Genomic DNA, 12300 nt, shown 5'->3' with positions numbered 1-12300 from the left:
CACCCCCGACCACTTCGGAGCCGACCGTGACCCTCACCGACACCCCCACCGTGACCACCACGTACGACCTGGCCGAGATCTCGACGCGTGAGCTCAACGCCGCGCTGCACGCCACCGAGTCCCCCGCCACCGTGCGGGTGGTCAACCCGCAGGGCGCCCACGCCCTCGCCTGCGGGCTGGACCGCCCCCTCGACGTCACCATCGAGGGCCACACCGGCTACTACACCGCCGGTATGAACAAGCACGCGTCCGTCACGATCGCGGGCAACGCCGGCGTCGGCGTCGGCGAGAACATGATGTCCGGCACCGTCCGAGTCACCGGCGACGCCTCGCAGTCCGCGGGTGCCACCGCACACGGCGGACTGCTGGTGATCGAGGGCAACGCCGCGGCCCGCTGCGGCATCTCGATGAAGGGCGTCGACATCGTCGTCGGCGGCGACATCGGCCACATGAGCGCGTTCATGGGTCAGGCCGGACGTCTCGTCGTCCTCGGCGACGCCGGTGAGGCGCTGGGCGATTCGCTGTACGAGGTGCGGATCTACGTGCGCGGCACCGTCGCCTCGCTCGGCGCGGACTGCGTCAAGAAGGAGATGAGACCCGAGCACCTCGAGGAGCTGCGCGAACTGCTGGACGCCGCCGGCCTGGACGCCGACCCGGCCGACTTCACCCGTTACGGCTCGGCCCGCAACCTCTACCACTTCCACGTCGACAACGCGTCCGCGTACTGACCGGCCGGCGCACCCTCACACCCGCCCCGCGAAACTCCAGGAGTACACCATGACGACCTTCCAGCCCGGTCTGCGCGAGTCGGCCACCTTCGACCGCGGCGTCATCCACGAGATCCAGCGTGCCGCCGAGACCGGCATCTACGACATCCGTGGCTGGGGCGCCAAGCGCAAGGTCCCGCACTTCGACGACCTGCTGTTCCTCGGCGCGTCGATGTCCCGCTACCCGCTCGAGGGCTACCGCGAGAAGTGCGAGACCGACGTCGTGCTCGGTGACCGGCACGCGAAGTACCCGCTGCACCTCGAGACCCCGGTCACGATCGCGGGCATGAGCTTCGGTGCGCTGTCGGGCCGGGCCAAGGAGGCCCTGGGCCGCGGCGCCAGCGAGGTCGGGACGTCGACGACCACCGGTGACGGCGGCATGACCCCGGAGGAGCGCGGCCAGTCCAAGCACCTGGTCTACCAGTACCTGCCGTCGCGCTACGGGATGAACCCGGACGACCTGCGCAAGGCCGACGCGATCGAGGTCGTGCTCGGGCAGGGCGCCAAGCCGGGCGGCGGCGGAATGCTGTTGGGCCAGAAGATCACCGAGCGGGTCGCCGGAATGCGCACCCTGCCGGTCGGCATCGACCAGCGCAGTGCGTGCCGGCACCCCGACTGGACCGGCCCGGACGACCTCGCCATCAAGATCATCGAGCTGCGTGAGATCACCGGCTGGGAGAAGCCGATCTACGTCAAGGTCGGCGCCACCCGCACCTACTACGACGTCAAGCTCGCGGTGAAGGCCGGCGCCGACGTCGTCGTGGTCGACGGCATGCAGGGCGGCACGGCCGCCACCCAGGACGTGTTCATCGAGCACGTCGGCATCCCCACCCTGGCCGCGATCCCGCAGGCCGTGCAGGCGCTGCAGGAGATGGGCGTGCACCGGACTCCCGGTGGCGTGCAGCTGATCGTGTCGGGCGGTATCCGGTCCGGCGCCGACGTCGCCAAGGCGATGGCGCTCGGCGCCGACGCGGTCGCGATCGGCACCGCGGCCCTCATCGCACTGGGCGACAACGACCCGAAGTACCAGGCCGAGTACGAGAAGCTGGGCTCCGCCGCCGGTTTCTACGACGACTTCCAGGATGGCAAGGACCCGGCGGGCATCACCACCCAGGACCCGGAGCTGCAGGCCCGTTTCGACCCGGTCGAGGGTGGCCGCCGCCTCGCCAACTACCTGCGGGTGCTGACGATGGAGGCGCAGACCATCGCCCGTGCCTGCGGCAAGTCGCACCTGCGCAACCTCGAGCCGCAGGACCTCGTCGCCCTGACCGTCGAGGCGTCCGCGATGGCCCGTGTCCCGCTGGCCGGCACCACCTGGATCCCCGGCCAGATGTGAGCCGGGATCTCACCGTGACGTTGCCCGCCCCCGTCGTCGAGGCGTGGGAGTGGCAACTGCGGGCCCGATGCCGCACCTGTGACGTCGACTTCTTCGGCGACACAACGGAACTGGTGGACCGCGCGAAGTCGGTCTGCACCGGCTGCCCGGTGCAGGAGGAATGCCGCTGGTTCGCCGCACGGGCGGGCGAGACCCACGGCGTCTGGGGTGGGGTGTCGGCCGAGGAACTCCCGCGGTACCGATGGCTCCCGCCGCCCCGCTCGCTGCGCCGCGCGCACCGGGACCACACAGCACACTTCCCGAGAGGACATACAGCGTGACCGCATTCGACTCGCTCTGGTCGTCGATCATCGACGTCGGTCAGCACAAGACGACCGGAGGCTACCGCCGGTTCGCGTGGAGCGACGCCGATCTCACCCTCCGTGAGTGGTTCCGCGGCTGCGCCACCGAACGCGGCATGGACGCCGAGGAGGACCGCAACGGCAACCTGTGGGCGTGGTGGCTCCCGAACGGGTGGGTGGGCGAACCCACCGGCGCGTTCGTCACCGGCTCGCACCTCGACTCGGTGCCCGACGGCGGCGCCTTCGACGGGCCGCTCGGCGTCGTGTCGGCGTTCGCGGCCGTCGACATCCTGCGCGAACGCGGCGTCGAACCGACCGTCCCGATCGCGATCGCCGCGTTCTCCGACGAGGAGGGCGCCCGCTTCGGCGTCGCGTGCGTGGGCAGCCAGCTCACCACCGGCGCCCTGACTCCCGGACGGGCGCTGGGGCTGCGCGACCGGGACGGAATCACCCTCGCGGAGGCGATGACCCGGGCCGGACGCACCCCCGAGCATGCCGGCGTCGACGACACCCTCGTCGACCGTGTCGGGGTGTACGTCGAGCTGCACGTCGAGCAGGGGCGCGCCCTCGACCTCGTCGACAAGCCGATCGCGGTCGCGTCGTCGATCTGGCCGCACGGCCGGTGGCAGTTCACCTTCACCGGTGAGGCCAACCACGCCGGTGCGACCCGTCTGGTCGACCGCCGGGACCCGATGCTGGCGTACGCCTCGTCGGTCCACAGTGCCCGCGCCGCGGCGGAGGGACTCGGCGCGGTGGCCACCTTCGGCAAGCTCGAGGTACTGCCCAACGGCGCCAACGCGATTCCGTCCGAGATCAAGGCCTGGCTCGACGCCCGCGCCGCCGACGAGGCGACGCTGACCAAGCTGGTCGCCGAGATCGAGGCGGAGGCCCGGCGTCACTCGTCCGTCGACGAGATCGGGCTCGCCGTCTTCGCCGAGTCGATCACACCCATCGTCGAGTTCCCGTCCGAGCCGCGAGAACGCCTGCGGCGCGCTCTCTCCCACCTCGGCGACATCCCGGTCCTGCCCACCCAGGCCGGACACGACGCGGGCATCCTCGCCGCGAAGGTTCCGACCGCGATGTTGTTCGTGCGCAACCCGACCGGGGTCTCGCACTCTCCGCACGAGTTCGCCGAGGAGAAGGACTGCAACATCGGGGCGGAGGCGCTGGCGGACGTCATGGCCGACTGGACGGCCGGCCCCCGATGACCGGGCCGTCCGTGGCGGTGGTCCGCGCCGTCGACCGGCGCCGCGTCCCGTGGCGCAACGGCGCGGGGGTGACCGAAGAGGTCGCCTCCGGACCCGAATCCCGTGACGGACAGCCGCTCTGGCGGATCAGCGTCGCCGACCTCGGCGCCGAGCCGAGTGCTTTCTCCGCCTTCGACGGCCTGCACCGCATCTTCACCGTCGTCGGCGCTCACGGCGTCACGCTGGACTGGGACACCCGGTCCGAATCCGTGACGCCGTGGCATCCCCACCCGTTCGACGGGGCGCACGCCCCGCGCTGCACGCCCGCGGGAGCCACCAGCGCCCTCAACGTGATGGTGGACGCGTCCACGGCCGGCGCCACGGTCCAGCGCGTCGATCTGGGTGCGGGCCCGCTCACCAGTCGGCCGGACGAGGTGACGGCGCTGTTCGTCCGCTCGGGGACCGTAGTCGCCGCGTCGCACCGCGTCGCAGCGGGTGACTGCCTCGTCGTCACGCACGACGAGATCGCCCTCCGCGGCAACGCGGACGGTCTGGTCATCCGGATCCGAATTCCGAAGAGTTCCAACGATCTCCTGTGACGACCGGCGTCACCGCGTCCTGACGACGTCGTAACACCTTCGTCATGCCCATCGAGTTTCCTGATATGAGACACTGATTCATATTCAGAAACACACCGGTCGAACCAACGACGTTCCGGCCGGCAACCACCAGTCAGCAACCAGCGCAGTCGATCTCCCCGCCGCGGGAGTTAGCAAAGGATCCTCACGTGACGGAAACAACCAAGTTCGTGATCGTCGGTGGCGGCCTCGAAGGCTTGGCCATCGCCTACTCGCTCGCCGACCGCGGCGAGACCGACGTGCTGGTGCTCGAGCGCGACACGTTGTGCTCGGGCATGACCGGCAAGTCCAGCGGCGTCGTCCGATGCCACTACGGCACACCGTCGTTGGCCGCGATGTCCTGGTACGGCGTCGACATCTTCACCCGCGCCACCGAGATCTTCGGCGACGACATGGCCTTCCGGCAGTGCGGGTACGTCGTCGGCGTCGGCGAAAACAACGTCAAACCACTCGAGGCGAACATCGAGATGATGCAGGGCCTGGGCATCGCGACGGAGTTCATCACCCACGACAAGATGGCCGAACTCTGGCCGGGCCTGCACCTGGACGACTTCGCCCTGTTCGCGTACGAGCCCCTCGGCGGCCGCGGCGAGGCGTACATGACGGGCATGGCGTTCGCGACGACCGCCCGGAAGATGGGCGTGAAGATCAAGCAGAGCACCCCGGTGGTCTCGCTCCTGCAGAACGACTCCGGTCGCGTCTACGGCGTCACCCTCTCCGACGGCACGGAGGTGCACGCCGAGCACGTCATCGTCGCGGCCGGTCCGTGGACCCCGGCGCTGGCCGCGGGTGTCGGCGTCGACGTCGACGTCAAGGCGCAGCGCGCGCAGCTGGTGCTCGTCGACCAGGGCGTCCCCACCCCCGAGGTTCCGGTGCTGTCCGACCTGGCGGGCCTGCAGTACATCTGCCGGGAGCCGAACGGCGAACTGCTGGTGGGCAACTCCGACCACCAGGCACCGGAGTACATCGACCCCGACAACTACAGCAACCGCGCGGACGACAGCACCATCGAGAAGAACATCATGAAGCTGGGCAACCGCCTGCCGGACATGCCCGACCCGCGTATCACCAGCACGTACGTCGGCGCCTACGACGTGACGCCCGACTACAACCCGATCATCGGCCCCGCCCCCGTCGACGGCCTGTTCCTGGCCACCGGCTTCTCCGGGCACGGCTTCAAGATCTCCCCCGCCGTCGGCAAGCTGGTCGCCGACATGCTCCTCGACGACGGCACGACCACCCTGCCGAACGTCGACCCCCACGACTTCCGGTACTCCCGCTTCGAGGAGGGCGACCTGCTGCTGAGCCTCAACCAGTACGAGGGCGCCGGCGAGATGCGCTGACCGCGCAGTGGTGCACTTGTGGACGGCGGAGCCTCCACAAGTGCACCACTGCGGCGGAGCCGCTACGGTGACAGGCATGGCACGCGTCGTCGTCATCGGTGGGCACGGCAAGGTCGCCCTGCATCTCGAACGGATCCTGACCGCGCGCGGGGACGAGGTGACCGCCCTGATCCGCAATCCCGAGCACGCCGCCGACGTCGCGGCGACCGGCGCGCGACCCCAGACAGCCGACATCGAGAACCTGAGCACCGACGAGATCACCGACGTGCTGCGCGGACACGACGCCGTCGTGTGGTCGGCCGGCGCGGGCGGCGGCAACCCGGCCCGCACGTACGCCGTCGACCGGGACGCCGCGATCCGGTCCATGGATGCCGCCGCAGCCGCCGGCGTGCGCCGCTACGTGATGGTGTCCTACCTCGGCGCCCGCACCGACCACGGTGTCCCGCAGGACAACTCGTTCTTCGCCTACGCCGAGGCGAAGGCCGCCGCGGACGAGTACCTGCGCACCACCCGCCTCGACTGGACCGTCCTCGGCCCCGGCACGCTCACCCTCGAACCCGGCACCGGACGCATCGAGGTCGCCGCGAAGCCCGCTGCCGGATCCGTGAGTCGGGAGGACGTCGCCGCGGTCGCAGCCGCCGCCCTCGGCGACCCGACGACCATTGGCCGGACCATCCCCTTCAACAGCGGACCGACGCCCATCGCCCACGCGATCAGCGGCTGACGGTACGGACACCGGACGGTTGGGGACGCACGAACTACGCGATCGCCTCCGCGAGGCGCGGCAGCACCGTGCTGCGCCATCCCTGCCCCATCCGCTCGAAGGCACCGAGTTCACGCTTGTCGTCGAGTTGGAATCCGGTGTGGTCGAGCAGGAGTCGGGTTCCGGTGCCCTCCGGGACGAGGCGCCACGTGAGCAGCCAGTGCCCGTTGAAGCTGTAGGTGAACCGGGTGTGCGGCTCGACCTCGGTGACGATGCACGGGATCGACCCGAAGCCCGGCATCTGCAGGTGGAAACTGTGCCCCACCGTCGCCGCGATGTCGCCGGGCGCCCACCAGGTGGCGAGCAACTCCGGCTCGGTCAGTGCCCGCCACACCTTCTCCGGGGGTGCGGCGATGAACCGGTCCACCGACACCGATCCGATCCGCGCATCAGCCATCATTAATCCTCCTTCTCCACAAGGTCGTTCTCCACAACCTCCGCCAGGCGTCCCAGCCTGTCGCGCCAGTACCTCTCGAACGGGTGCAGCCAGTCGCCGACACTGCGCAGGGGTGCGGTGTCGAGGCGGTAGTACCGCTGTCGGCCCACGGGGTCGGCGTGCACGAGGTGTGCGCGGCGCAGCACCTGGAGATGCTCGGCCACCGCGGGCCGACTCATCTCGAACTCGGCGGCCAGCTCGCCCGCCGTCCGGGGTCCGTCCACCAACAGTTCGAGCAGCCGGCGTCGGGCGGGATTCGCCAGCGCCAGGAACACGTCGTCGGACACCCTGGGAAAATTAGTAGGAGATCTCCGACATGTCAATAATCTCCGACACGTTGGGTCACCCGAGGCGCTCCAGCAGCCGCACGGTCACGGTGTCGCCCGCCTGCTTGCCGATCGCATCCCGGATCGCCGCCTTGACGGGCAGTTTGTGGGTGCCGTCGCCGAGCGCCATGAAGGAACTCTCGAACGGCAGACCGTCGACCGTGCCACGGACCTTCACCAGCCCGTGGGTACCGAAGAACTCCGCCGACTCCGGCCAGACCACATACGTCCAGCCGCCCCTGTTCGGACTCGTGACCAGCGTCGCGACGAACTCCCGATCCAGTGCACCGTCCATGACCGCCTCCTCGGGTGAGTGTCCCACCACAGCGAGGGGCGGGTCGAGTACCGCGCGCGCCGAGTCCACCCTCATGAAACATGCGGTTAAGCTGGGTGAATGGCCAGCCCGAATCGCCCCGTGCACCATGACACCGCGCCCCGCGAGGTGCCGCGGGACAGCCCGACCGGCGTCGACCTCGAACGGGTCATTGCCGCCCAGGTCCGCAAGCTGCGCCTGGCCAGCGGGCTGTCGGTCGGCGACATGGCCACGAGGATCGGCATCTCGAAGGCGATGCTGTCGAAGATCGAGAACGCGCAGACCTCGTGCAGCCTCTCGACCCTGGCACGGCTCGCGGCCGGCCTGGACGTCCCCGTCACCTCCCTGTTCCGCGGCGCGGACTCGGCCCGCGACGCGGTGTTCGTCGCAGCCGGTCACGGCGCCGAGATCGTCGGCCGCGGCACCCGCGTCGGACACCACTACGAACTGCTCGGCGCACTGCGTGGCCAGCACAAGCGGCTCGAGCCGGTGCTGGTGACGCTGACCAACGCCAGCGAGGTGTTCCCGCTGTTCCAACACCCCGGCACCGAGCTGCTGTACATGCTCGAGGGCGAGATGGTCTACGGACACGGCGAGAGCGAGTACCGCCTGCGTCCCGGCGACTCGCTCCTCCTCGACGGCGAGGGTCTGCACGGCCCGAACGAGTTGGTGGAGTTGCCGATTCGCTTCCTCGCCATCACCGCCTACCCCGACAACCACCAGGGCTGAGTCTCGTGCCGGGCGACCGTCGCCCGTGATCGGCGGCTCACCCCCCGGGGACGTGGGCGTGCCGAATGACATGACGTCACAGGTGCGAGAGGATCTCGACCACCTGCACGCTGGGAGCCTGGCCACCCCCAGGCAACCGAGACGACGAACACCGGCACGAGGCCGGGCCCGAAGTCGCCCTCCGCCCTCGAAGGCGGTCTACGGACACGATGAGTTGGCGGAGTTGCCGAATCGCTTCCTCGCCGTGCCGCATACCCGGACGGCGTTGGGGCAGATACGCCCGCCCGCCGGAACGCGCCGGCGAATCGCGCGTACGTTCATGTGACCGAACCGCGGTCACCATCGAGGTCGAACCGGACCGTTCGATTGCCGGCCACTACCGGCGTTGGCGTCAGCCTCCCCAAAATTCGCCACCCGCAACGACGCTGACGGTGCCGGTATCCGCGGGCGCCGTCGCATCGGAATTCCACAAGCCACCGGCGTGGGCGCCGAGAGCGATGAGTGCTCGCGCAGGAGGCCTGACACCATCCCAGGATTCTGGGCCCGCCACGAGCCCGACGAATGCGTTCCAAGGGCTCTCGAAGGATCCAGCCGATCGACACAGCCGTCGGGGACTCAGCCCGCCGCGACCGCGTCCTCCGCGGCGTTCGACGCCCGACCCCGACGCGTGCGCGGCGTCCACCGCACGACGAGTGCGAGCAGTCGGGGAACGACGACGTACATGGACGTCGGGACGACCATCGCGGTCAGCAGCAGGGCGCGCAGCCAGACGGGCAGGGACGCGACCGGACCGATCAGGGACATCAGCGTCATGCCGAAGGTGACGAACGGGAAGATCGACAGCCAGGTGATCGCCACCCGCAGGTGGATCGACGGCAGGGCCGGGTGGTGGGCGTCCCCCGTCATCCACGCTCCTCACTCACAATTCCAACCAACTGGTTGGAAGCGTAGGTGACCCCGAACCGCATTGCAACCAGACAGTTGGAGATTGTCGTAGGCTGCCACCCCGTGGCCTGGGACACCGAACGCACCAAGAGACTGCTCGTCGAGGCCGGCGTCGCCGAGTTCAGCGCCTTCGGTCTCGCCGGTGCGCGAGTCGACCGCATCGCCGCGGCGGCGGGCGTCAACAAGGAGCGCATCTACCAGTACTTCGGCAAGAAGGAGTCGTTCTTCAACGCGGTCCTCGAACACGAGCTGGTGACCGCCCTGGCGGCGGTCGAACTGTCCGGGCAGGGCCCGGGCGCCATCGCCGACTACGCGGGACGCCGATTCGACCACCAACGCGCACGCCCCGCCCTGAGCCGACTGCTGTACTGGGAGGGCCTCGAACTCGAGGCGCCGGTGTCGGAGGACGCGCGACGCAACCACGCCCGCGCGATGATCGGGCGCGCCCGGGCCGCCGTCCCCGCACTGACCGACGCCGACGCGCAGGAACTGCTCATCACCGTCATCACCCTCGTCGACGGCTGGATGGCGCTGACCACCACCGACCGCCTGTTCACCGCATCCGCGGATCGCGACGACGACCGGTACACGCAGCGACGCGCGTTCATCGTGCGGACCGTCGACGCCGCCGTCCGCGCCGTTCTCGACGACAAGCGCTGACTACCTCCCCCGCCGCAACCGCTGCGTGAGCCGGTGCGCCTGACGCAGCAGCAGTTCGCCGAGTTCGTGCCGCCGCGTCTCGGGGAACCTGCTCTCGACGCCGGTCAGGCTCAGGGCCCACGCGGGCTGGTCGGCGGCGTCGAAGACGGCGGCGCCCATCCCCCAGCTGCCCTCGACCAGGAGTCCGGGGTTGACGCAGTATCCGGTCAACCGGGTGGCGTCGATACGTTCGCGGATGCCGTCGGTGCTGTGCTCGGAGCCCCACGCGGCGGTCAGTTCGTGGCGACCGAGGTACTCGTCGATCTCCCGGTCCGGCAGGTGCGAAAGGATGACCAGCCCCGCGGACGCGACCCCGAGCGGCAGGCGGATACCGATGTGCAGGACGTGCGAGCGCAGCGGAAAGCTGCCCTCTTCGCTTGCGACGCAGACCGTCTCGTCGCCGCGGCGCGCGGACAGGAAGGCGCTCTCTCCCGTCTCGCGTGCCAGGTCGCGCAGGATGTCGCGGGCAAGGTCGGTGATGTCGTAACGGCCGGCCGCCTGCGACCCCAGCAGATACAGCTCGGGGCCGAGCGACCACAGACCCGACTTCTGATCCCGGTCGACGAGCCCCTCCTCGGCGAGCGAGGACAGCAGCCGATGCGCGGTGGGCCGGGCGAGGCCGGCGGCGCGGGCGACGTCGGACGTCGACGCGCCGGCGGTCGGGGCCGCGGCGATCGCCCGCAGCAGCGCGCCGACCCGACGGATCACCTGCGGCTTGACCGGTTCGTCCACACCGACACCTTACGTCCACTCAGTGAACGCCATCGGCATCAGGGTTCGGTCCGCGAGCAGATTCGGACCGATCGAGCCTAGTGCCTTGAACCACTCCCACCTGCACTCTTAACTGGACCGCAGCGTCCAGCCCGCCCCGTCCATCGGACGAACACATCCGGCGGGAAACGAGAGAAGGGACTACGGATGGGAACGACCGTGTTCGCCACGCCGGCCGAAGCCGTCGCGGACATCGGCGACGGCGCCACGATCGCCGTCGGAGGGTTCGGATTGTGCGGAATTCCGGACGCGCTGATCGGCGCGCTCGCCGATTCCGGCGTCGACGGCCTCGAGGTGTACTCCAACAACTGCGGCGTCGACGACCACGGACTCGGAATCCTCCTCAGCGCCCGCCAGATCCGCCGCGTCACCGCCTCGTACGTCGGCGAGAACAAGGAGTTCGCGCGGCAGTACCTCTCCGGTGAGCTCGAGGTCGAGCTGACCCCGCAGGGCACCCTCGCCGAGCGGCTGCGCGCCGGCGGCGCCGGCATTCCCGCCTTCTTCACTCCGGCCGGCGTCGGCAGCCCCGTCGCCGACGGCGGCCTGCCCTGGCGCTACAACGCCGACGGTTCCGTCGCCCTCGCATCCCCGCCGAAGGAGACCCGCGAATTCGGCGACAAGCGGTACGTCATGGAGCTCGGCATCACCGCCGACTTCGCGCTCGTGCATGCGGTCCGCGGCGACACCGCAGGCAACCTCGTCTTCGACAAGACCGCCATGAACTTCAACCCCCTCGCCGCGATGGCGGGCAGGGTCACCATCGCCCAGGTCGAGGAGCTCGTTCCCGCCGGCGAGCTCGACCCCGCCCAGGTGCATCTGCCCGGCGTGTTCGTCCAGCGCGTCGTGCACACCGGCCCGCAGACCAAGCGCATCGAGAAGCGCACGGTGACAACCGAAGGAGCCTCCCGATGACCGGCTGGACCCGCGACGAGATGGCCGCCCGCGCGGCCGCCGAGATGATCGACGGCGAGTACGTCAACCTGGGCATCGGCCTGCCCACCCTGATCCCCGGCTTCCTCTCCGACGACGTCGAGGTGACGCTGCACTCGGAGAACGGCATCCTCGGCACCGGCCCCTACCCCACCGAGGACGAGATCGACGCCGACCTGATCAACGCGGGCAAGGAGACCGTCACCGTCAATCCCGGTGCGGCGTTCTTCGATTCGGCGTTGTCGTTCGGCATGATCCGCGGCGGCCACATCGACACGGCGGTACTCGGCGGCATGCAGGTTTCGGCCACCGGCGACCTCGCCAACTGGATGGTGCCCGGCAAGATGGTCAAGGGCATGGGCGGCGCAATGGATCTCGTGCACGGCGCGAGCCGCGTCATCGTCGTGATGGAGCACACCGACCGCGACGGCAACCCGAAGATCGTCGACACCTGCAGCCTGCCGCTGACGGGGCAGCGCGTCGTCAACCGGATCATCACCAACCTCGCGGTCATCGACGTCGTCGGCGACGGCACCCTCGCCCTCGTCGAGCTGGCGCCGGGCGTCAGCACCGAGGACGTCGCTGCCGCGACCGGCACCACCCTCGTCAACCGAGTCCCCGAACCCGCCTGAGCGGCAGACACCTTCGAAAGGATCACGCATGACATCGGACAACGTCTCGGTCATCGTGGCGGGTGCGCGGACCCCGATGGGGCGGCTGCAGGGCTCGCTGAAGGACTTCTCGGGATCCGACCTCGGCGGCATCGCCATCGCGGG

At 69.8% G+C, this 12300-nt stretch carries 16 protein-coding genes; 11 read left to right on the top strand and 5 right to left on the bottom strand.

Annotated features, from left to right (window positions below):
- Positions 1-26: 26 nt before the first annotated feature.
- From ACFYVR_RS05245 to ACFYVR_RS05215, 7 genes are all read left to right on the top strand, one after another.
- Positions 27-728 carry a protein glxC gene (locus ACFYVR_RS05245; protein WP_387470406.1) on the top strand — a complete coding sequence of 234 codons (702 nt, stop codon included), beginning with the start codon at positions 27-29 and terminating at the stop codon, positions 726-728.
- Positions 729-777: 49 nt separating this feature from the next.
- On the top strand, positions 778-2103 hold the full coding sequence (locus ACFYVR_RS05240; protein WP_387470404.1) for an FMN-binding glutamate synthase family protein: 1326 nt from the start codon (positions 778-780) through the stop codon (positions 2101-2103).
- 14 nt (positions 2104-2117) lie between these two features.
- Positions 2118-2423 carry a WhiB family transcriptional regulator gene (locus ACFYVR_RS05235; protein ID WP_387470402.1) on the top strand — a complete coding sequence of 102 codons (306 nt, stop codon included), beginning with the start codon at positions 2118-2120 and terminating at the stop codon, positions 2421-2423.
- Positions 2420-3652: an allantoate amidohydrolase gene (locus ACFYVR_RS05230; protein WP_387470400.1), complete on the top strand. Its 1233-nt coding sequence runs from the start codon at positions 2420-2422 to the stop codon at positions 3650-3652. Before ACFYVR_RS05235 ends, ACFYVR_RS05230 begins: the two co-directional genes overlap by 4 nt.
- Complete coding sequence (locus ACFYVR_RS05225) at positions 3649-4230, top strand: HutD family protein (protein WP_387470398.1); 582 nt, start codon at positions 3649-3651, stop codon at positions 4228-4230. Before ACFYVR_RS05230 ends, ACFYVR_RS05225 begins: the two co-directional genes overlap by 4 nt.
- 188 nt (positions 4231-4418) lie before the next feature.
- The gene (locus ACFYVR_RS05220; protein WP_387470396.1) at positions 4419-5612 is read left to right on the top strand and encodes an NAD(P)/FAD-dependent oxidoreductase; all 1194 of its coding nucleotides are present in this window, start codon (positions 4419-4421) and stop codon (positions 5610-5612) included.
- Between the two features lie 76 nt (positions 5613-5688).
- On the top strand, positions 5689-6336 hold the full coding sequence (locus ACFYVR_RS05215) for an SDR family oxidoreductase (RefSeq protein ID WP_387470394.1): 648 nt from the start codon (positions 5689-5691) through the stop codon (positions 6334-6336).
- Between the two features lie 34 nt (positions 6337-6370).
- Here the strand turns inward: ACFYVR_RS05215 and ACFYVR_RS05210 are convergent, their stop codons facing one another.
- From ACFYVR_RS05210 to ACFYVR_RS05200, 3 genes are read right to left on the bottom strand one after another with little or no spacing between them, the layout of a single operon-like run.
- Positions 6371-6775 carry an SRPBCC domain-containing protein gene (locus ACFYVR_RS05210; RefSeq protein WP_387470392.1) on the bottom strand — a complete coding sequence of 135 codons (405 nt, stop codon included), beginning with the start codon at positions 6773-6775 and terminating at the stop codon, positions 6371-6373.
- The gene (locus tag ACFYVR_RS05205; RefSeq protein WP_387470390.1) at positions 6775-7098 is read right to left on the bottom strand and encodes an ArsR/SmtB family transcription factor; all 324 of its coding nucleotides are present in this window, start codon (positions 7096-7098) and stop codon (positions 6775-6777) included. The genes ACFYVR_RS05210 and ACFYVR_RS05205 overlap by 1 nt, the downstream gene beginning before the upstream one ends.
- Before the next feature lie 55 nt (positions 7099-7153).
- Positions 7154-7432 (bottom strand): DUF1905 domain-containing protein, encoded by a 279-nt coding sequence (locus ACFYVR_RS05200; RefSeq protein WP_387470388.1) that lies wholly within the window; start codon positions 7430-7432, stop codon positions 7154-7156.
- Between the two features lie 99 nt (positions 7433-7531).
- Here ACFYVR_RS05200 and ACFYVR_RS05195 point away from each other — a divergent pair, with 99 nt between their 5' ends.
- The gene (locus ACFYVR_RS05195) at positions 7532-8179 is read left to right on the top strand and encodes a helix-turn-helix domain-containing protein (protein WP_387470386.1); all 648 of its coding nucleotides are present in this window, start codon (positions 7532-7534) and stop codon (positions 8177-8179) included.
- 615 nt (positions 8180-8794) lie between these two features.
- Here ACFYVR_RS05195 and ACFYVR_RS05190 read toward each other — a convergent pair.
- On the bottom strand, positions 8795-9085 hold the full coding sequence (locus ACFYVR_RS05190; protein ID WP_387470384.1) for a hypothetical protein: 291 nt from the start codon (positions 9083-9085) through the stop codon (positions 8795-8797).
- 102 nt (positions 9086-9187) lie between these two features.
- On the opposite strand from ACFYVR_RS05190, the gene ACFYVR_RS05185 reads away from it, so the two are divergent.
- On the top strand, positions 9188-9784 hold the full coding sequence (locus ACFYVR_RS05185; RefSeq protein WP_387470382.1) for a TetR/AcrR family transcriptional regulator: 597 nt from the start codon (positions 9188-9190) through the stop codon (positions 9782-9784).
- Here ACFYVR_RS05185 and ACFYVR_RS05180 read toward each other — a convergent pair whose 3' ends face one another.
- On the bottom strand, positions 9785-10555 hold the full coding sequence (locus ACFYVR_RS05180) for an IclR family transcriptional regulator (protein ID WP_387470380.1): 771 nt from the start codon (positions 10553-10555) through the stop codon (positions 9785-9787).
- Positions 10556-10741: 186 nt separating this feature from the next.
- Between ACFYVR_RS05180 and ACFYVR_RS05175 the strand changes: the two genes are divergently transcribed.
- Together ACFYVR_RS05175 and ACFYVR_RS05170 are read left to right on the top strand one after the other, a co-directional pair.
- Positions 10742-11506: a CoA transferase subunit A gene (locus tag ACFYVR_RS05175; RefSeq protein WP_387470378.1), complete on the top strand. Its 765-nt coding sequence runs from the start codon at positions 10742-10744 to the stop codon at positions 11504-11506.
- Complete coding sequence (locus ACFYVR_RS05170; RefSeq protein WP_387470376.1) at positions 11503-12156, top strand: 3-oxoacid CoA-transferase subunit B; 654 nt, start codon at positions 11503-11505, stop codon at positions 12154-12156. The genes ACFYVR_RS05175 and ACFYVR_RS05170 overlap by 4 nt, the downstream gene beginning before the upstream one ends.
- Positions 12157-12300: the final 144 nt, after the last annotated feature.

Origin of the sequence: Rhodococcus sp. NPDC003318, from assembly GCF_042879035.1 — a bacterium.
GTDB lineage: Bacteria > Actinomycetota > Actinomycetes > Mycobacteriales > Mycobacteriaceae > Rhodococcus_G.
This window is presented reverse-complemented; position numbering and strand designations above follow the sequence as displayed.